Here is a 21,628-nt window from a genome sequence, read left to right as displayed (position 1 = left end):
GCGCCCGCCGACCGGCAACACCGGCGCGCGTGCCCATGGTGCGCAAGATACGGCCAGGCTCCGGGCCCGGGACGCCGTCAGTGGCGGAAGGTGGCCCGGTACGCGGACGGGGTCGTGCCGACCTGCCGGGCGAAATGGTGGCGGAAGGTCTCGACCGATCCGAATCCGGTCGCCTGCGCAACCTGCGTCAGGGGCAGCCCCGTCGTCTCCAAGAGTTCCCTGGCGCGCTGGACGCGCTGAGCGAGCAGCCAGCGCAGCGGTGTCGTGCCGGTTTGGGCGCGGAAGTGCCGGGCCAGGCTGCGCCTGCTCATCATCGCGTGTGCCGCGATGTCGGCCAGGGAAAGCGGTTCGCCGAGCTTGCCCTGCATCCACTGCAGCGTCTCGCCAAGGTCGGCGGAATCGGTCTCGGGTGCGCGGTGCTTGATGAACTGCGCCTGCCCGCCGGTGCGCTGGGGCGGCATCACTAGCATCCGCGCGGCGTCCGCCGCGGCAGCGGCACCGTAGTCGCGGCGCACCAGGTGCAGGCACAGATCCAGGCCCGCGGCGATGCCGGCCGACGTGAGCACCTGCCCCTCGTCGACGTACAGCACGGACGGGTCGACGTGGATCTCCGGAAACTGCTCGGCCAGCGCATCGGCGAACCTCCAGTGCGTCGTCGCGCTGCGCCCGTCCAGAAGCCCGGCGTGCGCCAGGGCGAAGGCGCCGGTGCAGATGGAAGCGATGCGGGCTCCGCCGTCCGCCGCCTCCCGCAGCAGCCGTATTGCCCGGGGGTCCGGGGCGCCTTCGGCAGCGATGCCGGGCACCATGACCGTGTCCGCGCCGAGCGCGTCGTCCCAACCGTACGAGGAAGAGATACGAAAGGGCGCCGTGCACCCGGCCGTTGCCGCTGTCTCGTGGTCGACGCACACCCGGACGTCGTAGGCGGGCGTCCCGTCGGGACCGGTGACGAGCGCGAACACCTGGCAGGGTATGGCGAGATCGAAGGCCGATACCCCATCGAGCGCGAGAACCGCAACCACATGCATGCGCATGAGGCTACCTCCGGCCGTGCGGCATCCACGCAGCTGCATTCGCCGTGATCGCCGCTGTCGCGGTCCTTGGTGCCGTCCTTTGTCTTTTACGCGACCAAGGCGTTCGTCGGCCGCTTCGGGGGGCGCTGGTGGCACGTTGTCGCAGCTATTGCTGTGCTAGTCACCTTGGGTGTGTCCGCACCCTCAGTGGCTGCGAGTGCGGCGTCCGCGCCGTCGTCCAGCAGCTCGCGGGTGATTTGATGAGCCGTCAGTTCGCCTTTGTGGGCGGCTGATTCGTCGGCGTGGATACAGCTGGTACGAAATGCGCGGCTCCCGATCACGCGAGGTCGCCAGTTTCACACAACCCGGAGCCCCGCGAGTCCGCGAAAACCGAAGGGAACCACCCAGTGCCGCCCGCGGTGCCAGCCCCGGATCTTCAGGTCCGGGTGCGGGCACAGGCTCTCGCGACGGCATCGGCACTCGCCGCCCGCATCCCCTTGGACATGAGTCAGCGAATTCCTTTCAAGGGCTGCATCGACTTCGATGCGGGACAACTCCACACTCGACGTGAATCCGACAATCATCCGTTCGGCGCAGCGCGGACCGTGCGCCTCGCACCACCGCACGGATATCGCATCGTCTAATGCATCCATGAAGCAGACTCGCATTGCCCCGCTGACGGCCCGTCAGCGTCTGATGGCGGCACTCATCCAGCGGGGCAGGCGCGCTTTGCGCGGCACGCCCTGGCAGGGAAGCCGCCTCACCCGCGCCGTCTCGTCCCGTCTGTACCGCTCCGCCTTCCCGCCGTCACACGACATCCCCGCGGTCACCTACCGCGGCCTGCGGCTGACGGCGGCCCGTGGTGACCGCTGCGTCCTGCCCGCGCTGCAGGCAGGCGGTCACGAGAGCCTGGAAATGGAGCTCTACGAACTCCTGGCGCGACGCAGCAGGTGCATCGTGGACGCGGGAGCGAGCATCGGCCTGTACGCCTGCGCGGGAGCCGTTCAACTGCCCCCCGGCGGACGGGTGATCGCCTTCGAGCCCGTACCGGACAACGTCGCCGCCCTCGAGCGCAATCTCGCGCTCAACTCCTGCTCCGACGCGGTACGAATCATGAACATGGCCGTAGGGGACGCGGAAGGCTCCCTCACCCTCCACCTCTCCACGGTTAACAGCGGCGGACACAGCGCGGCGGCCGCGCTGAACGGCCCGAGCGCTGCCACGGTCACTGTCGCGCAGACGCGCATCGACGCCTGCCTGGCCGCCGCGCCGGGCCTGGGCGCGCCCGACATCCTCAAAGTGGACGTCGAGGGGTACGACCTGTTCGCGTTGCGGGGCGCGGAGCAGACCATCGAGCGCGCCCGTCCGGCCCTCTTCATCGAGTTCCTGCCCGAGCAGCTCGCCCACTGCGGGGCGGATCCCGGGGAGCTGGCCCGCTTCCTTTTCGATCACTACGAGCAGGTCTTCGCGATCGATGAGGTCTGTGGGGAACTGCGCGCTGTCAGCGGCGCGGACCTGGCCTCGTGCCTGACCGACGACGAGCACCGCTCGAACCTGCTCGCCGTGAGTCGGCCCGACCACCTCGAAGCCGTACGGCCCTATGCCACGGCGCGAACCACGTGCCCCCAGGCCGCTCGGCGCCACGCAGGTGCGGGGAGCGGAGCCGCGCCGCGGCACGGTCAGTAGCGAACGCTGGATCCATGACCGGGCCGCCGTCCTCATCCTCCGGGGACCGACAAACCGATGCCGCGAAGGTGAAGACCCGCGTCGGGTGTCGGCTGGGCCGCGGCCCGCTCGTTCGCGCCGTCTTCGACGGGCGGACGCGTGAGTTGAACCACGTGCCGGAGGGCGCCCGGGCAGCACTCGCGAGAACCACAACGGGGTGCCGTCCGGGCGAGCGACGACCTGGGGGTTCATGCCGTGCCTCGTGTGCTTCCGGCTGCAGTACGGCTGGTCGCGGGGATCCGGCCGATGGGAATCAGGGAGCCGCCAACGATGACGAAGTCCCCTCCGCCCAGGCCCACCAGAGCCTCACGCAGGCCCGGCGCCCGCGCGGCCAGGGCCTCAACCGTCTCGTCCACGTGAGTTGGAAAAGGGGTTCATGGACGTCATCACAGGCAGCAGAGAGCGGTTGCGTTGCCTTCGTTGGCGACGTGTACGGCAGCCCCTGCCGCGTGCCCGGACCCACTCCTCGTGGCTGTGACCAGCGCTGGTGCTAGGTCCTTCCCATGACGCCACCTTGCTGGTGCCGACTGCGCAGTTGGCGTAGAAAGGCGACCGCTTCGCTGCTGACGCTGACCCCTACCGCAAGAGTGATCCACAAGGCGATGGCCTGAACCAAGTGCGAGGTACCGCCCTGTGTGTTTCCGACGGCCAGTTCGCTCAGGGCCCGGTACAGCATGCTCCCGGGCAGGAAGGGGGCGGTGGCAGGGATGACCCAGGGCAGCGCGGAGACGCCCTGCCTGCGGGCCAGGAGCTGGCCGGCCGTGCCGATCGCCACGGCCACGCATCCGATGGACAGCAGCCGGGAGAGGCCCGTGTCCCGCAGGGCGATGTAGGCCACCAGGCCGCCGACCCCCATGGCCATCACGATGATCCACCCGCGCGGCGGGACCCGCATGCGTGAAGCGATGGCGAGGGTGAACAGCGCCACTCCCAGCAGGCGCCAGGAGAAGTAGTCCAGCTCGCTGGTCTGCGGAAGCAAAGGCAGGCTGTTGCCCAGCCGAGCGGCGAGCGTGAGCGCGGCGCCGATACCGGATACCAGGGCGAGGAAGGCCAGCAGAGCGTCCATCAGATGCGCGTACGCGGTGAGGTAATGCCCGGTGAGCGAGTCCTGGACCGCGCTGATCACGGTCAGGGCGGGCAGCAGCGCCAGCACTCCGCCGACAATGATCGCCGGGCTGTCGTGCGCGTGTCCGATCTGGTCCATGAGGACGGCCACCGCGGCGGCGGGCAGCGCGGCCACGGCGAAACGGTAGAAGGGCAGCACTCCGTAGGCAGCCAGGGTCGTGGCGATGTGCAGGGCCAGCGTGGCAGCGATGAACGACGGCAGGATGACGTGCAGGTCGCCTCCGGCGACCAGGCTGCCGGCCGCGGCCACCACTCCACCGTGCGCGGCATTCCTGCCCCAGCGGGCCGCCCGGCTCTGCCTGGACAGGTCCACGGGTTCCGGGCGCAGGGCGAAGACGCGCTCGCGCGCCTCGGGCGCGGACACCTTGCCTTCGCTGATCTCCTGAATCAGCTGCTGTGTGGCGGCCAGGGTGGTGAAATCCGTGGTCCGGCGGCGCACCACGCGCTGCTCGACCGTGGGCACGGTGTCGTCTACCATCCGGCCGGACAGAGACACCACCCACAGCGTCACGTTGGGCTCGCACCACCGGAGTCCGTACGCCTCCGAAGTCACCAATATGCCGGCCGCCGTCTCCTCGGCGGACGCGCCATTGGCCAGCAAGGACTCGGCGATCAACAGGGACAGCGCGATGACGAACGCGGCATCGGGAGCGTCGGCGTCCGCCGGTGGATCCAGCATCGGATCCGGATCGGCCTCCAGCCCTCGCAATCGCCCCAGGCTCCGCTGCAGCCACGGCAACGACTTGCTCGGCACCGCTCTCCCTTCGTCCCAGGGCCCGTGACGCGCAACTCAAGCACCCGCGAGCCGGTCTGCCCCGTGTCCCGTGGGCGTGTGCCGGCAGCATCCACTGTCCGGCGCAACGGCGGCGGCATAAGGAGGTGCCCGCGCGCTGCGGGTCGACTCCCCCGGTGCCGAACGCGCGCTGCTGGGTGGTCACCAGCCGCTCGTCTGAGCGCAGCGGTGGGCCCAGCCCCCGGAGACCACAAACCCAGTTCGGGCTCTGCCCGGAAGGCAATGGGCACCTCGCCGGCCCTCTCACGAAGAAGGCCGCCGCTCTCCCCGGGAACGCGTTCTCGTTCTCCAGCTCACGCACTGAGCGCTCCAACTCACGCACTCGGTGCTCCAGTTCAGCCATCCTGAGCCCGGTCGCGCCCCTCCCGCGCCGATGACGTGTGCCCCGGATCCTCTCCTTCTCCCGCAGCACCCAGATGCGAACGGCGACCACGACCGGACCATCATCACGAGCCCTCACTGCGCCGGCACCGGCTTCCAGGGACACCTTTCGCAGCCCCTGCCCCAGGTGCGCCGTCCGGGCTGTTCGCGTTGCCCCAAACGGATGGGGACGCCGTCGCCCGCTGCGTTCATCCACGTCGAGCGACGGCACGTATGTAACTTTTGCGGCGATTCATTCCGTCCACTAGAAGGAGGGCGACCATGCCGCACATCGATGCCGTGGTGACCGGTGCGGGAGGGTTTATCGGTGGCCACCTCACCGGTGCGCTTCTCGCGGAAGGCAAGCGCGTGCGGGCCGTGGACCGCAAGCCGCTGGACGCCTGGTACCAGCTCCACGACGGTGCGGAAAACGTCGTACGCGATGTCTCGTTGCGCGACTCCTGCATGCGGACGCTGGACGGCGGCGCCGAGGAGGTCTACCACCTGGCCGCCGACATGGGGGGCATGGGCTTCATCGAGTCCCACAAGGCCGCCTGCATGCTCTCGGTCCTCTCCAGCACCCACATGCTCCTCGCCGCCCGCGACTGCGGTATCGAACGGTACTTCTACTCCTCCTCGGCCTGCGTGTACGCCGCGGGCAAGCAGACCTCCACCGTCGCTCCGCCGCTGCGGGAGGAGGACGCCTACCCGGCCATGCCCGAAGACGGCTACGGGTGGGAGAAGCTCTTCAGCGAGCGGATGGCCGGCCACTTCCGCGAGGACTACGGCCTGGCCACCCGGATCGCGCGCTATCACAACGTCTACGGCCCCCACGGGACCTGGGACGGCGGCCGGGAGAAGGCTCCGGCGGCGGCCTGCCGCAAGGTAGCCACCGCCGTCCTCACCGGCTCGAACGAGATCGAGATCTGGGGCGACGGGGAGCAGACCCGCAGCTTCACCTACATCGACGACTGCGTCGAGGGCACCCTGCGCCTGACCCGCAGCGAGATCACCGACCCGCTCAACATCGGCTCCGATCAGCTCGTCTCCATCAACCAGCTCTACGCCATCGTCGAGCAGATCGCCGGAGTACAGCTGACGCACCGTCACATCCCGGGTCCGCTGGGCGTGCGCGGCCGCAACAGCGACAACGCCCGCATCTTCAAGGAACTGGGCTGGGAGCCCTCCATCCCGCTCCTGACGGGCCTGGAGGCCACCTACCGCTGGGTGTACGACCAGGTGAGCGCCAAGCTGGCGGGCCTTCCGTGCCTCGCGTGACCGAGCTTGCGGCCGAGCGCCGTCCACCGCGTATCGCACGGGTCGATGTGCTCGGCGTCGGCATCAGCACGGTCGACCCCGCGATGGCACTGGATGAGATCACTCGCTGGATCGACACGGGCGAGCGCTCCTATGTGTGCGTCACCGGCGTGCACGGGGTGATGGAGAGCCGGCGCGACCCGGCACTGCGCACGATCCACAACCGCTCGGGGCTCACCGTCCCCGACGGCATGCCCATGGTGTGGGCCGGCCGGCGGGCCGGCGCACCGTGGATGAACCGTGTGTACGGCCCCGACCTGATGACCACCGTACTGGCCAAGGCGGCCGAACGGGGCTGGAGTTCGTACCTCTACGGGGCTGGAGCGGGCGTACCCGAACTGCTCGGCGAACGACTGGCCGGACGTTTCCCCGGTCTGAAGATCGTCGGTGGGTACTCGCCGCCGTTCAGGCCGCTCACGCCGCAAGAAGACGCCGCGATCGTCGAGCGGATCAACGCCAGTGGAGCGGATCTGGTCTGGGTCGGCCTGTCCACCCCCAAACAGGAACGGTGGATGGCCGAGCACCGTGACCGACTGACCGCTCCCGCCCTGATCGGCGTGGGCGCCGCCTTCGACTTCCACGCCGGGCTCAAGCCGCAGGCACCCGGCTGGATGCAGCGGCACGGACTGGAGTGGTCCTACCGGCTCGCCAAGGAGCCGCGTCGGCTGTGGCGACGCTATCTGCGCAACAACCCGGCCTACCTGGCACAGATCGCGATGCGCCCACCGCGCCTGACTCAGGGCGAACTCCCCTGACGACTCTGCGGATCGTGCTCGTCCACAGCCTGCAGCCCAGCGGTGTGAACGGAGTCAAGCGGAGGATGCCGAACTCGTAGCCCTGTCGGGTTCGCCCCGCGCCAGGAGCGTGGAGCGAACCCGACAGCCATGCTGCCCTACGCGTTCGTATGCAGCCTGACAAGAGCCGCCAGATCGCCCCTGCCGCCGCTGACATCGAAGGATCGCGCTTCGCCCCAGCCGCACACCCACGAGCTGTAGTCGGTGTCGCCGGACTCCGGGAACTTGGCACGCACGTCCTCGGCTTGAGGCTTGAGCGAAGGCATCCGCGATCACCACCTCCAGCGCAGGGACGAGCGAGGCGGTGCACCACTTGTGCCCGTCACCGCGGGCCCGGTCGGGGAGGGAACCGCACCGTGCGGCCGCCTCGGGGCGCGACTGGTCTCGAAGACACAGGCCAGCGTCGGCGAGCTCCTTGCCGGGTCGCCGGCAGAACAGCAGCCGGGAGAGAGCGAGACGGGACCGCACGTCGGTGATGCGGCGCCGCTTCACTGCTGTGACACCTCGTGCGCCGTTACGCCTTGGTGCGACGCCGACACGTGCTCGTACAGGGCGGTCATGCGCCTGACCCACACCGGCTGCGCGTATCGCTCCTCGAAGACGCGCGCGCAGTGCCCGCGCAGGGCAGGGAAGCGCGCGGCGGCCTGCGCGAGCGCGTCGGAGAGGGCTGTGTGTGCGGCGGCGACCAGTCCCGTACCCTGCTCGCGCACCACTTCCGCGACGGATGTGCCCTCGAAGGTGAGGACCGGCAGTCCGGCAGCGAGCGCCTCCAGGACGACCAGAGGCGGGCAGGCCGCCTCCCAGCCGAGGCCCGGGAAGACGAGGCCGCGGCATTGCGGGAGGCGGGTGCGGAGTTCGGATCGGTCCAGCTGCCCCAGAAAGCGGACGCCGGGAGGGGCGATTTCCCTTGCCCTGTCGAGGAGTTCGCCGGTTCCGGCCACGTCCAGGGCAGCGCCCTCCGGCCACTGTCGCAGGAGTTCGAGCAGGCCTTTGCCCTCGGTGAGGCGGCCCACGAAGATCCAGCGTCCACCGTCCCCGTTCGGCGGGCCCTCCGCTGAACTCCGGTGGAACGGGACGAAGTTGGGGACCAGTGCGAGCCGCTCCGCCGCCACACCCGACTGCTCGTACATGGCCCGGCTCCGCTCCGACAGGACGACCAGCCGGTCGGCGCGGGCCAGCAGTGGATCTCGACCGCCGCCACTGCGCCCCGCCCAGGCCAGCGGCGCGGTGGCGGTCCGGGAGTCGCGATAGCAGCCGAAGCGCAGGCCCGCCCAGCGGTCGCCGTCGGGGCAGCGGGTGCAGGGGGCGCCGGCCCGGTAGAGGGTGGCGGCGGCGCACAGCGGGCGGTGGTTGTGCAGGGTCGCGACCAGTGGGCCCGGCCACTCCCGCGCCCAGGTCCGGCCGAAGTTGGGGAAGAGGTTGTGGACGTGCACGACGTCCGGGGCCAGAGCGCGCAGCGCGGCGAGGGGGGATCGGCCGCGGCCGGTTGCCACCCGGGCTGCCGCCCGCACGGGGTACAGCGGCTCGCTCACGAGGTCGTCGGTCCGCGCGGCAACCAGCTCGACCTCGTGCCCGGCCGCCCGCAGCGCCGCCATCTGGTCGTGCACGGTCTCGTTCTCGCCGCTTGGCTGACCGGAGGCGTAGAAACTGTGCACCAGCGCGATCTTCATGGGGCCATATCTCATCAGCTGACGGTGGGTCACACGCGAGAGGGAGGGGGTAAGGTGACGATTTTCGGGCGATATTCCATCATTTGCCCTATCTCTGCATGGGCGGCATGACGACCCTCCCGGCCCAAAGGGCCCACCAGGTGGTCTGCGGCACGCTCGCCTCCATGCTTCGCCGAGTCCATGCTTCGCCGAGCGCGCCCGGGCCGGGCCCTCGCAGTGACCCTTCGGCGAGGTAGTGGCGAGGTCACCCCGTGACCAGCCCGCGCGCCACCGCCGCGGCGTACAGCGGGAGTCGGCGCCGCAGCACCACGCACAGCAGGGCCACGGGCACCATGCCCAGCACTCCGTACGCGATCTTGGACAGGGGCCCGGCGCCGAAGTGCGCCCCCAGCGTGCCGCAGGCGTACAGCGCGACGCCGATCGCCGCATGCGCCAGATAGGGCGCCGCCAGCGACGGCATCGGGCACAGACCGGCGCGGTGCCAGCGGACCAGCTGGTGCAGATGGCCGACCGCTGCGGCCACCGCCCCCGACACGGCGATCAGCACCGGACCGCGGGATGCGACGACCGTCAGGAACAGCACGGTGCCCGCCAGCACGAGCAGCTGGCTGTGCAGCAGGGCGCGCAGCGCTTTCATGACCTCGTCCACGGCGTGGCCGACCTGGCACAGGAGCACGAAGGCGGCGCCGGCGGCGAAGTACGGCACCAGTGAGCAGGCCTGCTCCCACCCCGGCCCCAGGAGCAGCGCGAGCGCGGCCGGCCCCACCGCGGCCAGGGCGCCGAAGGACACGAAGGCGATGGCCGAGGCCGCGCCGAGCGTATCGGGCAGGGCGCCGCCCAGGCTGCGCCCCTCGCCGTTGGTGCGCGCCAGGGACGGTACGAGCGCACGGCGCAGGCTCTGGCACAGCAGGGCGACCGGCAGTCCGACGGTCAGGGAGGCGCGGGAGAACTGGCCGGCCGTGACCGGCCCCAGGAAGCGGGCGACCGCCCACAGCGGGACATTGTTGATCAAGGCCTGGATCAGTCCGTATCCGGCGAAGGCGGCGGACAGCCCGAGCACCGCGCGCGCCGGGACCGGCGGGCCGTGCGGGACCGGGAGGCGGGCCAGTCGCGGCGCGGCGACGAGGAGGGTGACCGCGGCGGTCACGGCCGGGGTGGCGGCCAGGCCGTACGGACTCCAGCCGGCAGCGAGCAGGGCGCAGCCGGTGGCCATGCCGGTGAACTGGGCGAGGGTGTCGGTCATCGCACAGAAGCGGGCGCAGCCCAGCCTGCGCAGTGCCGCGGTGGCCGCGTTCCCGGCGGGCTGAGCCAGGAAGAACAGTCCCAGCAACTGCACGATGGTCGAGGCCTCCGGCATGCGCAGCAGCTGGGCGATGACGGGTGCGGTGGCCTGTGTGGCGGCGCAGCACAGGGTGCCGGTCACTATCGAGACGCGGTAGGCGGTGCGTACCGTCTGCCGCGTCAGGTGTTCGGCGCGCAGCAGGTAGCCGGCCAGGCCCGCCCCGGCGAAGTAGCCGACGACGGTCAGGGCGCTGCTCGCGGTCGCGTACGCGGCATAGCTGCTGGGGAGGACGGCGCGCGCGGTGTAGGCGGTGTAGGCGAGCTGCAGGACGGTGCCGGCGATGGCCGAGGAGTAGTTCCATACCAGTGCGCGCAGCGTGCTGCGCGCCCGTGCGGCGCCCTTCTCGCCGGGCCCGGCCCTTGTCCGGTCTGTTTCATCGCCCATGGCCGTGCCGGGTCAGTGTGCGCCGCGGGCGGTGAGGACCGCGGGGATCGTACGGACCAGGAGGGCGAGGTCGAGCCGCGCGCAGTGATGCTCGACGTAGTACAGGTCCAGGCGCAGCATCTCCTCCCAGGACAGGTCGGAGCGCCCGCTGGTCTGCCACAGCCCGGTGATGCCGGGCGGCACCAGCAGTCGGTCGCGGGCCCGCCCGGTGTAGTCGGAGTCCTCCATCGGCAGCGGACGCGGCCCGACGAGGGACATCTCGCCGCTGAGGACATTGATGAGCTGGGGCAGTTCGTCGAGGGAGAGACGCCGCAGCAGCCGGCCGACCGGTGTGACGCGCGGGTCGTCGCGCAGCTTGAACAGGTGGCCGTCGGCCTCGTTGTGACCCGCCAGCGCCGCGCGCGCCGCGTCGCTGCCCGGGCGCATGGTGCGGAACTTCAGCATCGCGAAGGGGCGGCCGTGCCGGCCCGCCCGCGCTTGCCGGAACAGGACGGGGCCGGGCGAGGTGGCCTTTACGGCGAGGGCGATGCAGGCCATCAGCGGTGCCGACAGCAGGAGGAGGACGGTCCCGAGGGACAGGTCGATGCACCGTTTGACGGATGGTCGAGCGGCCAGTTCCTGCATTCTGCACCTCCTTTCGGACGAATCGGTCAATAACGTCACGAGCTATCACTTTTCCGGCAAGTACTTTCGCATGGTGAACACGGTGATCGAGGAGTGCCACACGCCTTCGCGTTCCGATCAGAGAGGGAGAGCCAGATGCGCGCAGTAGTAACGGGAGGGGCAGGATTCGTCGGTTCGCACTTGTGCGAGCGGCTCCTGGCGACCGGATTCGACGACGTGGTGTGCCTGGACAGCTTCCTGACGGGCAGTCCGCGCAACGTCGCCCATCTGGCGGGACACACGGGATTCCACCTCGTCGAATGCGATGTCGCGTGCGGTATCGAGGTCACGGGGCCGGTGGACGCGGTCCTGCACTTCGCCTCCCCGGCCTCCCCCGCCGACTACCTGCGATATCCACTGGAGACGCTCCATGTGGGCTCCGAGGGCACGCGGCACGCGCTGGAGCTGGCCACGGAAAAGGGCGCGCGGTTCGTCCTGGCGTCCACCTCGGAGTCGTACGGCGATCCGCAGGTACACCCGCAGCCGGAGAGCTACTGGGGGCACGTCAACCCGGTGGGCCCGCGCAGCTGCTACGACGAGGCGAAGCGTTTCGCCGAAGCCTCGGTCATGGCCTACCGAGGGACCCGGGGCACCGACGCGGGGATCGTACGGATCTTCAACACCTTCGGCCCACGGATGCGGGCGGGCGACGGCCGCGTGGTACCGACGCTCATCCACCAGGCCCTGCGCGGCGCGCCCATGACCGTGACCGGCGACGGGTCCCAGACACGATCGCTGTGCTACGTCGACGATCTCGTCGAGGGCGTCCTGGCGATGCTGCGCTCGTCGACCCCCGGGCCGGTCAACCTGGGCAACACCCGCGAGATGACCATGCTGGAACTCGCCGAGTGGATCCGCCGCCTCACCGACTCCTCCTCGGAGATCGTCCTGGTGCCGCTGCCGCACGACGATCCCAAACGCCGCCAGCCCGTCATCGCACGGGCCCGCACCGAACTGGGGTGGGAGCCCCGGACACCGGTGGAGGCCGGGCTGCGGCAGACCATCGCCTGGTTCGCCGAACAGGCGGATGCGGGCGCCGTGCCGGCGCCGGCCTCCTCCGTGGGCGAGGGCGTCGACCTGGTCGGGGCGTAGGCATGCCGGACGAGACACCGAAGCCGGTGCGCCCGGCCTCGCGCCGACGGAAGGTGGTGCGGGCACTGATCGCGGTGAGTGTCCTCGCTGCCATGACGGCGGGGCTGTCCGGGTGGTGGGCGTACGAGAAACTCGACGGCAATATCCGTACGGACGACACCACGGAGAAGCTGCTCGCCCCGCAGACCGCGGACCGGCCCCGCAAGGTGGACTCCGCCCTGAACATCCTGGTCATGGGCTCCGACTACCGCCCCGAACTGGGCAGCGCCCGTTCGGACACCGTATTTCTGCTCCACCTGTCCGCCGACGGCAAGCGAGCCGAAGTCACCAGCGTGCCACGGGACTTGATGGTGCGTATCCCGCGCTGCCAATCGGCCGACGGCGGCGCCAGCCGCGCCATGTTCGCGCAGTTCAACTGGAGCTTCCAGTTCGGCGGCGCGGCCTGCACCATCCGCACCTTCGAATCACTCACCGGCATCCCCGTGGACCACCATCTGGTCCTGGGGCTCGACGGGTTCAAGAAGATCGTCGATGAGGTCGGCGGCGTCGAGATGACCCTCCCCCGGGCCGAGCGCGACCCCAACGTGGGACTCGACCTGCCCGCCGGACGGCAGGTCCTGCACGGTACGGACGCGCTCGCCTACGTGCGCGCACGCTCGTACGTCGGGGACGGCAGCGACATCAACCGGATGGCCCGCCAGCAGCGGTTCATGAGCCGGCTGTCCGACAAGGTGCGCGCCGACGGGTCGCTGCTGCGTCCGGGCCGCTTCTACCGGATGCTGGACGCGATCACCGCCTCGGTGACGGCCTCCCCCGGCCTGGACTCGCTCGGCGAGCTGTACGGGCTGGTCAAACGGTTCCGGGCCGTCCCCGAGGAGCGGGTGCGCTACGGCACGGTGCCGCAGCGCCCCTACCCGGCAGACTCCTACCGCGTCGTGCTGCGACAGCCCGCCGCGTCCGAGCTGTTCGACAGGCTCCGCACCGACCGCCCGTAGGCGGCCGGCCGGGGCAGGGAACACGGCGGATGGGCCACGTGCCCATCCGCCTCCTTGCTGTCGGCGCTCAGCACGAGGGCGCTCACCAGGACGACCAGGAGAAGGTAGGGGCTGAAGCCGACGCCGCGCAGCGGGGCCTCGGATACGCAGAACACCAGGACGATCGCGGCCAGCGCGACGGTCAGCCCGGCGCTCGCCCGCGCGCAGCGTAGGGCCGCGAACAGCAGCGTGGCCACGAACAGCACCAGGCCGACAAGTCCGACCAGCCCGGAGGTGCCAAGGGTCTGGTAGAGCTGGCTGTGCGCATGCTCGAAGGCCCCGTGCGCCGGGGAGGCGGGGTCGGTGAACAGCGTCGGCCCGTAGCCCCACAGGGTGTTGGTGTGGAAAGCGTCCAGCGCCACGTCCCAGACCATGGTGCGGCCGTGCAGCGAGGTGATCTCGCTGTCGGACCAGGTGGCCGTGAGGAGCTTCGTGGTCGCCGGCACGAGCAGCGCCGCGCAGGCCGCGAAGGCCAGCACGAGCCCCCGCATGACCAGGGGGTGCACGCGGTGCGCCACGGAACGGCGGTACAGGAACGGCAGGCCGGCCAGTGCCGCCATCCAGGCGGTGCGCGACTGCGCCAGCAACAGGACCGCGGCGGCCGCTGCCGCGTGCGCGGCCCACAGCCGCGTGCGCAGCAGCGGTGCGACTTCCACGGCCAGGGCGGCGGTGGCCAGCACACCCAGCAGGATGGGGTGGTTGGCAAGCCCGATCAGGCGGTGCGAACCGACGCCCGGCAGCCGGAAGTTCACGATGTGACTCACGGCCAGCGCCCAGTCGGGGGCGATCGCCATGACACCCAGACTGCCCCACGTATAGACCCGAAGGATCATACGGAACAGGCGCAGCAGGTCGTCCGACGAATAGGCCGGTGCCGCATGGAGGGCGACGATGGCCAGCGGGGCGAGCCAGAGCCGCCAGTCGCCGACGCCGCCATGGCCGCCGAAGACCCCGGACAGCACCGGGCCCGCGTACACGGCCAGGGCGGCGAGGGACAGGGCGGTGCCCAGGCGGCTCGCCCGGGGCCGGGGCCCGGCCCAGGAGCAGACCACGACCCACAGCAGCAGCCCGATCGTCACCAGGCCGTAGAGCGTCCCGGCGTACAACCGCCAGGCGTCCGGGACTGCTTGCACTTTCGTCTCGCCCCAGAGGGCAGGCTCGCCCGTCGCCGACCGGGCGTCCCCCCAGACCACGACGGCGAAGAAGGCGGGGCTCAGGCCCACGGCCCATAGTGCGGCCGTCATCGAGCGAGCAGCCACAACAGTGGAGCGGTATCGCACACGGACTCCTCGGATGGGTGAAGGCAACTCGCTGAAGGGTGATGCGAATTGGCCTGAGGTCACAAAAGGGATATATCAAATCTTGCTGCTCAATTCCGGACACTGCGGCCGCCGTGCCCGGGACAACCCGATGAGGGGTACAGGTTGGATCTCCGCGATTGCCTCAAGGCGCTGCGCCTACGATGGCTGACCATCACCGTGCTGACCCTGCTCGGCCTCGGTGCCGGCCTCGGCGTCACCGCCGTCTCCCAAGACCAATACGAGGCGCACAGTCAGCTGTTCGTCGCCGCACGCTCGACATCCGATGCCGCATCGCTCAACCAGGGCAGTGCCTTCTCCCAGGCACGGGTGAAGTCCTACGCCGCCGTCGTCACCAGCCCCCGTGTCCTCAGCCCCGTCATCAAACGGCTGGGCCTTAACACCACACCCAGCCGCCTGGCCGAACGGGTCACCGCCGCCGCCGAGCCCGACACCGTCCTCATCGACATCACGGTCGTCGACTCCGACGCCGCCCGGGCCGCGCAGGTCTCCGACGCCCTCGCCGCGGAAGCCCGCCGGCAGATCATCCTCCTGGAGACCCCACCCGGGGGCGACTCCTTCCCCGTGTACATCGGCATCACCCGCACCGCAGCCATCCCCACCGCCCCCGTCTCCCCCAGGCCCCTGCTCAATGCCGCAGCCGGACTCCTGGCCGGGCTGTGCGCCGGCGTCGCCTTCGCCCTGCTGCGCCACACCCTGGACACCACCTTGCGCACCGGCGACGCCCTCGCGAAGGTGACCGGACTGCCGGTGCTCGGCTGGCTGCCCTACGACAAGGACGCGTCAGCCGACCCGGTGGCCGTGGCCCCCGGCACGCACAACGCACGCGCCGAGGCCTTCCGGCTGATCCGCGCGAACCTCCAATTCGCCCAGGTGGACCGCAGACCCAGGGTGATCGTGGTGACCAGCCCGCTGCCGGGCGAGGGCAAGACCACCACCGCGGTGAACCTCGCCCTCTCGCTGGCCGAGACGGGCCAGAGCATCTGCCTGGTCGACGCCGACCTGCGCAAACCGTGCGTCGCCCGCACCCTCGGACTCATCCAGGACGCCGGACTGACCAGCGTGCTGATCGGCGACGCGAGCGCGGCCGAGGTGATGCAGCAGATCGGCGAGAAGAATCTGCGGGTGCTCACCTCGGGCCCCGTACCGCCCAACCCGTCCGAGATTCTCGCCTCGCAGCGCATGCGGCAGGTCCTGGAGGACCTCGCCTCCTCCTTCGACACGGTCATCGTGGACAGCGCTCCGCTGCTGCCCGTCGCCGACACCGTGGGCCTGGCCCCGGCCGCCGACGGCGCGATCCTCGTCGTACGCGCCGGGCGCACCCCCAGCGACCGGGCACGGGCGGCGGCCGGCGCGCTGAGCTCCGTGGGCGTCCCGGCCCTCGGCGCCATCCTCAACATGGTCCGGCAGCACGAATCCAAGGGATACGGATACGGATACGGCGAAGCCGCCGCCGCTTCCCCGGCCCGCCTGAACCCGCCCCGCCCCCGCGACACACGCCGCACGGACACCGTGGCCGCACAGGCGACCAACCCGGACGCAGGAACATGACCGGGGCCCAGGTGCTGTTCGTCTGCACCGGAAACCTGTACCGCTCCCCCCTGGCGGAGCGGATGCTCGCGGCACGCCTGCAGACGACAGCACCCGGCATCCGCGTCAGCAGCGCCGGCACACACGCCCAGCCCGGTGCGCCGATGCACCCCCTGGCGGCCTCGGTGCTCGGCGAACTGGGCGGGAACGCGCACGACTTCGCCACCCGACGGCTGACCGCCGACCTCGTGGCGGAAGCGGATGTGGTCCTCGGCCTGGCCCGCGAACACCGCGAGGCAGCCGCACGACTCCACCCCAAGTCACTGCGGCGCTGCTTCACACTCCGGGAGTTCGCCCGCCTCGGCGGCGGGCCAGGGACCTCCCCCGACCCGGTGGGACACGCGGCGGCCATGCGCGGCGCAACGCCCCCTGCCGCGCCCGGCGATGACGATATCGGCGACCCGTGCGGCCTCCCCATCGACGACCTGCGCTCGTGCGCCGCCCGCATCGACGAAGCGCTGAGCCAGGTGGCCGACTCACTGGCCACCCTCCATTCCGCCGCACCGAAAGGCTGAGCGGTCCATGCCCTCGTCCCCCACTCCCCTGCCCCGCCCGCGGGTAGCCGTGGTCGTACCGCTTCTCTCGGAGTTCCGGCGGCCGTTCTTCCAAAAGCTCACCGAAGACCTCGACGCCGGCGGCATCGACCTGGTGATCGCGCACGGCGCCCCGTACGACACGGACCTGCGGGCCCGCGAGGACGCCGTGCCCGTCGAGGAAGCGGTGCGGCTGCCGCAACGGACTCTCCGGATCGCGGGCCGCTCCCTGGTGCACAAGCGGCTCGGGGCCACCGCCCTGGTACGCACCGCGGATGTCGTCGTGGTGGAACAGGCCCTGCACAACCTGGAGTTGTACCCCCTGCTGCTCCGGCCGAGGGCGAGCGGGGGCCCCGCGGTGGCCATGTGGGGGCACGGCCACACGTACACCAAGCGCCACTCGCCGCTGGAACAGTCACTCAAGGCCGCCCTGACACGCCGCGCCCGTTGGTTCTTCGCCTACACCGAAGGCGGCGCCCGGTCCGTACAGGCGCGCGGCTTCCCCCGCGACCGGGTGACGGTGGTGCAGAACGCGATCGACACCACGGCCCTGCGAGACACGCGCCAGCAGCTGAGCAGGCGCCAACTGGCCGACATGCGAAGGGAGTACGGCCTCACGGAGGGCAAGACCGCGTTGTTCGTCGGCGCCCTGAGCACCGGCAAACGGCTGGACTTCCTGCTGGAGGCGGCACAGCGAGCCGCCGCGCTGCTCCCCGGTTTCCGCCTGCTGGTCGCGGGAACCGGCGAGCAGCGCGATCTGGTGGAGGCGGCCGCGGCCCGCACACCACAGATCCTCCCCGTCGGGCAGGCGTTCGGCGCACGCAAGGCCCTCCTCGGCGCGCTCAGCGACGTCTTGCTGATGCCCGGCCGGGTCGGACTGTGCGCCGTCGACTCCTTCGCCCTGGAGACCCCCATCGTCACCACGCCCTGGCCCTACCACGCACCCGAGTTCGAGTATCTCCAGGACGGCCATAACGCTGTGATCGCGCCGGACGACGCCGAGGCGTACGCCCGCGCCGTGGTGGACCTGCTCAGCACCCCCGAGCACTTGGCTCGCCTCAGAGAAGGCTGCCGCGCGGACGCTCGGCAGTACACCGTCGAAGAGATGAGCCGGCGCTTCAGCCAGGGCCTGGCACACCTGATCACCGAGATCCGCTGATCCAGGACCACCTCCAGGCCGTGCTGGCGCCGGCCCACCGCCGTCTCAACGTCCTCTGGGCCGTGATCCGCGACAGCACACGCGCACAACTGCGTCGGGAAGCGTGACACTTCGGCGAACGCATCCCGCAGGACGCCCTGATACCCGAAGCTCACGACCACGGCCTTCGTACTGATTCCTCTGCCTCTGTGACGGAGCACAGGATCAGACGAAGGCCGCTCTCATGTCCGCTGATGTATACCGCGCGGGCGGGCTCGCCGCCCGAGGCGGTGCTGCGGCTAATGATCTCGGACCGCGCTCCAGAACTCCGGGTCCTCCTGCCCGAGCGCCCACAGGCCGGTGTTACGTACCCCGTACTTCTTCAGCACCGGCAGGTGGACCGCGACTCCGTCCCCGTCCTGGTACCACACCTCGTGCTCGGCCTGGCCCTCCTTGTAGTTGAAGTGCGCGTTGCCGGAGGTGTGCAAGTGGTAGGGGATGTTCTTGCTGCGGCGCAGGTCCTCCGCCTGCTGCCACGTCACCAGGCGCGCGCGGCTCTTGACGCCCTTGGTCCACTTCAAGCCGTACCCGGGCAAAGCCATCTCGATCTTGTGTCGGGGGGCGCGGGCGGTGGCGTAGCGCAGGAGGGATTCGTACCAGGCGCGGGAGGACAGCGGTCCTGGTCCGCTGAGCGACCAGTGCAGGTTATAGGCCATGATCCGCATGCGGTCGGCGGTCTTGCCGATGTGGCGGTAGTCGTACGCGCCGCCGTCGCCGGTGAAGCGGGGCATCACCGTGATCACGCAGACCTTGCCGCGGGCGTGCAGCCGGGAGCACAACTCGCTGATCAGCGCGTTGTATCCGTTCCGTACCCGGGACCGCAACTGCTTGTCGGGGGTGACGTCCATCTTCTCGTAGTTCAGGTCGATGCCGTCGTACGGGCGGCTTGCGACCACCTTCAACAGCGCGTTGACATGCGCGGTGCGCTGGGCGGGGTTTCCCAGCACAGCGGCCATGGCCTTGGCGTCGAGGCTCTCGACGACGGTGGGGACGACCTTGATGCCGGCCGCGTGCAACCCGTCGATGATGTGCTCTGCGCCCGCTCCCTTGTAACTCCTGATGTCCGTGACGGATTTGGTTCTGTACCAGAACGGGCTGACGGTGTGCAGCTGGCTCGCGTGGCGAAGCGCGTCGGCGTAACCGGTCTCCACGTTCCAGTAGGGGAGCCAGGCGGAGACGGTACGGGAGTCCGGCGCGGGGACGGTACGGGGGTCGGCAGCGGCGGCCCGTGTGGCCGATGCCGGTGTGCCGACGGCGACCGCAACAGTGGCTGCGGCGGCCAGCAGGAGTACGGGAACCCGGCCGGGCCGCAGCCTGGCGGCTGGTGTTTGGTCCATGTGCTGAGCGTTGCCCGGCCAGGGGCGACATGCCGCGCTGATTCGTCCGAACGGGCACGCCGGCTTGGCCGTCCGCTTCAGCCGGGAAACCGCCGCGCCGGAGGCGCGATTGCTTCGGGACGCAGAGGCCGTGGGTTCACATCCCGCCACTCCGACAGAGAAGTAGCAGGTCAAGGGCCTGGTCCTCGCTGGGAGCCAGGCCCTTCCTGTGACTGCGATGCTCGTCTGGGAGAAACCGGGAGAAGATCTTGGTTGGGGTCCCCGAATGGCGGCCTGCACCACCTCGTGCGGCACGCCACGGGTCCGGGCCGGCCTATGCCTCCACGAATCCGAGGACGGTGGAAAGTTCCCGCGAGTTCCCTAACCGGCGCGTCAGGCACGTCGCGCTCTACCTGAGGCCATCCGGCCCGTGCCCCATGCGCCGACCGTATCCGGACGACCGCGGGTCGGCATCCTCTGACAGTCCCGTACACCCATGTACAAGGCCCCGTGCCGGTGATCGCAACACCGGTCGAGGCCACTCGCGTCGGGCGTGTCGTACGCGCAATGACCGGGGTCGGGACAGGTGAACTTCGCACCGTGGCGGCGTGGCCGCCCCGTTCCTGGCGTCCTTCGGGGGGGCGGGTCGGCGTAGAAGGAGCGGTCGGAGCGGACCCGGACAAGGGCGCCAGTGCGGCCAGGGGCCTCCACTAGATCGCCCCCCCGTGCCCCACAGCAGTGCCCGGGCCTGCTACTGATGTCCAGCCGCGTTCTGCCAGGGCTGGGCCGGGATTTTCAATTTCCTGTCGCTGCCCGTGAATTCCACTCGGGCGGGCCGGGGCAGCGAGGCGAACCGGATCTCGACGCGGCCCAACCGGCCCTGCTGATCCACCCAGTACGTCAGCGGGGACGCCGCCGGGCGCTCGGCGACCGGTGCGCCGGATGCCGGCGCAGTCGTCTGCGGGCGGGGCCGCGGACCGGAATAGAGCGTGTATGTGCGGCCCGCCTCGCTGCGCTCTTCCAGACGGCGCGGCCCGGACTGGGCCAGCAGCTGGGCGTTGTCCGGCCGATTCGCACCCAGGCCCATGGCCACGCGCAGGGCCCTGTCCAGAGGGTCACTCGAATAGACGCGCGGCGACCAGGCGCGTGGCGAGAGCTCCCCGGCTGCCCGCAGGATGCCCGCGGGCGGCCGCGCGGCACCTGGCTGCGGAGGTGACGGAGGCTTGTGCGCACCTGGCGAAGGTGAGAGAGCCACCGCGAGGCCGGTGGCGTCCCAGGCGAGCATGCCGGTCTGCCGCGGCCTGCCGCCGCTCTCCGCGGCGAATGTCCCGACCGCGCGGTGCGCTCGGTAGTCCACCACTCCGTGGACGACGGTGTTGTCGGAGCCGTCGGGGACCGTCACCGTGACCGTGACGGGGCTGGACTCGTAGGCGTTGAAGCGGACCATCGCCAGCTGCTGCGCTTCCTCGGTGGTGAGGGGCCTCGGCCCCTCCTCCTCGTCACTCAGGGCCACCACCCCCGCGACGGCCGTGAGGACAGCCACGACGGCTGCGCCTACTCTGACCTTGGACCGAGGTACGGCGCGACGGAGGAGTGCTTTCAGCCGCATCGCGGACATGCCTTTCGTAACGGATCCGGGCGTACAGCTCGTACGGTCACGGATGGCGAGCCCTCCCAAGGGACTGAGAGCGCCCGAAAGGGATCGCCACCCGCCGTGAGCGCACGGTACTGCCTGGCCCCGTCTTCCTGGCCGTGCCACCACGGCGTCGTACACCTCGGCCATGGCATACCGGCCCTTCGGCCTAGCTTCGGTGGCAGTCCGTCAGCAGCACGGCTACCTGTGGGAGAGGTCCTCACTCCTCGCAGAACGAATCCGGGAGCTCACGTGGCAGAGGCAGACCTAGGTGCAGTCGCCGGCAGACCGGTCAGAAGACGACGCGGGCTCGTTCACCTCCTGATGCTTGTCGCCGTCCTGGGAACCGCTCTGCCGGGCGGGCAGTCGGCTGCAATCGCGGCTCCGGCGCTCCCCTCCGCGGCGACGTGCCGCGCGGACACCGGGCCGTACCAGTGGCAACTGGAACAAATGCTGAAACTGCCATGGGACGGAGCGATGTCACAGCAGGACTGCCTGGCAATCCAGCGGGTACAAAAACAGCTCGGCATCAAACCCGCCAATGGCGCAGCAGACCAGAAAACCTATCGACGCGTCATCGCCGTATGGAAAAAGCACGGCACCGTACCCCTGTCCCGGCCCCACAAGCCCCCGCGCCCCCAGCCCGCGCGCAAGTGCCGCGCGGACACCGGGCCGTACCAGTGGCAACTGGAACAAATGCTGAAACTGCCATGGGACGGAGCGATGTCAC

At 70.4% G+C, this 21,628-nt stretch carries 17 protein-coding genes and 2 pseudogenes; 9 read left to right on the top strand and 10 right to left on the bottom strand.

Annotated elements, in window-relative coordinates; all coding sequences use genetic code 11:
• Positions 1 to 77 precede the first annotated feature (77 nt).
• Complete coding sequence (locus AC4IJH_RS10470) at positions 78 to 1,025, bottom strand: GlxA family transcriptional regulator (protein WP_490851315.1); 948 nt, start codon at positions 1,023 to 1,025, stop codon at positions 78 to 80.
• A 636-nt stretch (positions 1,026 to 1,661) separates the two neighbouring features.
• On the opposite strand from AC4IJH_RS10470, the gene AC4IJH_RS10465 reads away from it, so the two are divergent.
• On the top strand, positions 1,662 to 2,696 hold the full coding sequence (locus AC4IJH_RS10465) for an FkbM family methyltransferase (RefSeq protein WP_490851314.1): 1,035 nt from the start codon (positions 1,662 to 1,664) through the stop codon (positions 2,694 to 2,696).
• A gap of 162 nt (positions 2,697 to 2,858) precedes the next feature.
• On the opposite strand, the pseudogene AC4IJH_RS10460 reads toward AC4IJH_RS10465, so the two are convergent.
• Positions 2,859 to 3,094 (bottom strand): annotated as a pseudogene (locus tag AC4IJH_RS10460) (IS5/IS1182 family transposase); the annotation flags it as partial.
• Positions 3,095 to 3,225: 131 nt separating this feature from the next.
• Positions 3,226 to 4,539 (bottom strand): threonine/serine exporter family protein, encoded by a 1,314-nt coding sequence (locus AC4IJH_RS10455; RefSeq protein WP_490851313.1) that lies wholly within the window; start codon positions 4,537 to 4,539, stop codon positions 3,226 to 3,228.
• Positions 4,540 to 5,295: 756 nt separating this feature from the next.
• Between AC4IJH_RS10455 and AC4IJH_RS10450 the strand changes: the two genes are divergently transcribed.
• Both AC4IJH_RS10450 and AC4IJH_RS10445 read left to right on the top strand, forming a co-directional pair.
• The gene (locus AC4IJH_RS10450) at positions 5,296 to 6,291 is read left to right on the top strand and encodes an NAD-dependent epimerase/dehydratase family protein (protein ID WP_490851312.1); all 996 of its coding nucleotides are present in this window, start codon (positions 5,296 to 5,298) and stop codon (positions 6,289 to 6,291) included.
• A complete protein-coding gene (locus AC4IJH_RS10445) occupies positions 6,288 to 7,085 on the top strand; it encodes a WecB/TagA/CpsF family glycosyltransferase (protein WP_490851311.1) in 798 nt (265 codons plus the stop codon). The genes AC4IJH_RS10450 and AC4IJH_RS10445 overlap by 4 nt, the downstream gene beginning before the upstream one ends.
• Positions 7,086 to 7,222: 137 nt before the next feature.
• Here the strand turns inward: AC4IJH_RS10445 and AC4IJH_RS10440 are convergent, their stop codons facing one another.
• The 4 genes from AC4IJH_RS10440 to AC4IJH_RS10425 all read right to left on the bottom strand — a co-directional run bounded on the left by AC4IJH_RS10440 (position 7,223) and on the right by AC4IJH_RS10425 (position 11,144).
• Positions 7,223 to 7,390 (bottom strand): hypothetical protein, encoded by a 168-nt coding sequence (locus tag AC4IJH_RS10440; RefSeq protein WP_490851310.1) that lies wholly within the window; start codon positions 7,388 to 7,390, stop codon positions 7,223 to 7,225.
• A gap of 222 nt (positions 7,391 to 7,612) precedes the next feature.
• A complete protein-coding gene (locus AC4IJH_RS10435) occupies positions 7,613 to 8,809 on the bottom strand; it encodes a glycosyltransferase family 4 protein (RefSeq protein WP_490851309.1) in 1,197 nt (398 codons plus the stop codon).
• A gap of 229 nt (positions 8,810 to 9,038) precedes the next feature.
• Entirely contained in the window at positions 9,039 to 10,520 is a 1,482-nt protein-coding gene (locus tag AC4IJH_RS10430) for an oligosaccharide flippase family protein (RefSeq protein ID WP_490851308.1), read from the bottom strand.
• Between the two features lie 12 nt (positions 10,521 to 10,532).
• Positions 10,533 to 11,144, bottom strand: a complete 612-nt coding sequence (locus AC4IJH_RS10425; RefSeq protein WP_490851307.1) for a sugar transferase — start codon at positions 11,142 to 11,144, stop codon at positions 10,533 to 10,535.
• A 135-nt stretch (positions 11,145 to 11,279) separates the two neighbouring features.
• On the opposite strand from AC4IJH_RS10425, the gene AC4IJH_RS10420 reads away from it, so the two are divergent.
• Together AC4IJH_RS10420 and AC4IJH_RS10415 are read left to right on the top strand one after the other, a co-directional pair.
• Positions 11,280 to 12,275: a UDP-glucuronic acid decarboxylase family protein gene (locus AC4IJH_RS10420; RefSeq protein WP_490851306.1), complete on the top strand. Its 996-nt coding sequence runs from the start codon at positions 11,280 to 11,282 to the stop codon at positions 12,273 to 12,275.
• A gap of 2 nt (positions 12,276 to 12,277) precedes the next feature.
• A complete protein-coding gene (locus tag AC4IJH_RS10415) occupies positions 12,278 to 13,270 on the top strand; it encodes an LCP family protein (protein ID WP_490851305.1) in 993 nt (330 codons plus the stop codon).
• On the opposite strand, the gene AC4IJH_RS10410 is transcribed toward AC4IJH_RS10415, so the two are convergent.
• Positions 13,201 to 14,553, bottom strand: coding sequence for an O-antigen ligase family protein (locus tag AC4IJH_RS10410; protein ID WP_490851304.1), 1,353 nt, complete (start codon positions 14,551 to 14,553; stop codon positions 13,201 to 13,203). The two genes, AC4IJH_RS10415 and AC4IJH_RS10410, sit on opposite strands and share 70 nt — an antisense overlap.
• Before the next feature lie 180 nt (positions 14,554 to 14,733).
• Between AC4IJH_RS10410 and AC4IJH_RS10405 the strand changes: the two genes are divergently transcribed.
• From AC4IJH_RS10405 to AC4IJH_RS10395, 3 genes are read left to right on the top strand one after another with little or no spacing between them, the layout of a single operon-like run.
• The gene (locus AC4IJH_RS10405; protein WP_490851303.1) at positions 14,734 to 16,179 is read left to right on the top strand and encodes a tyrosine-protein kinase domain-containing protein; all 1,446 of its coding nucleotides are present in this window, start codon (positions 14,734 to 14,736) and stop codon (positions 16,177 to 16,179) included.
• Positions 16,176 to 16,733, top strand: a complete 558-nt coding sequence (locus AC4IJH_RS10400) for an arsenate reductase/protein-tyrosine-phosphatase family protein (RefSeq protein ID WP_490851302.1) — start codon at positions 16,176 to 16,178, stop codon at positions 16,731 to 16,733. The genes AC4IJH_RS10405 and AC4IJH_RS10400 overlap by 4 nt, the downstream gene beginning before the upstream one ends.
• 7 nt (positions 16,734 to 16,740) lie before the next feature.
• Positions 16,741 to 17,910, top strand: a complete 1,170-nt coding sequence (locus AC4IJH_RS10395) for a glycosyltransferase family 4 protein (protein WP_490851301.1) — start codon at positions 16,741 to 16,743, stop codon at positions 17,908 to 17,910.
• A gap of 278 nt (positions 17,911 to 18,188) precedes the next feature.
• On the opposite strand, the gene AC4IJH_RS10390 is transcribed toward AC4IJH_RS10395, so the two are convergent.
• Together AC4IJH_RS10390 and AC4IJH_RS10385 are read right to left on the bottom strand one after the other, a co-directional pair.
• On the bottom strand, positions 18,189 to 19,286 hold the full coding sequence (locus tag AC4IJH_RS10390) for a glycosyl hydrolase family 18 protein (RefSeq protein WP_490851300.1): 1,098 nt from the start codon (positions 19,284 to 19,286) through the stop codon (positions 18,189 to 18,191).
• A 730-nt stretch (positions 19,287 to 20,016) separates the two neighbouring features.
• On the bottom strand, positions 20,017 to 20,808 hold the full coding sequence (locus AC4IJH_RS10385; RefSeq protein WP_490851299.1) for a hypothetical protein: 792 nt from the start codon (positions 20,806 to 20,808) through the stop codon (positions 20,017 to 20,019).
• A gap of 567 nt (positions 20,809 to 21,375) precedes the next feature.
• Between AC4IJH_RS10385 and AC4IJH_RS10380 the strand changes: the two are divergent.
• Positions 21,376 to 21,628, top strand: a pseudogene (locus AC4IJH_RS10380) (hypothetical protein); the annotation flags it as partial.

This window comes from Streptomyces sp. UF-297 (assembly GCF_058245575.1).
The sequence above is the reverse complement of the archived record's forward strand: the minus strand, read 5'-3'. Positions and strand labels throughout refer to the sequence as shown.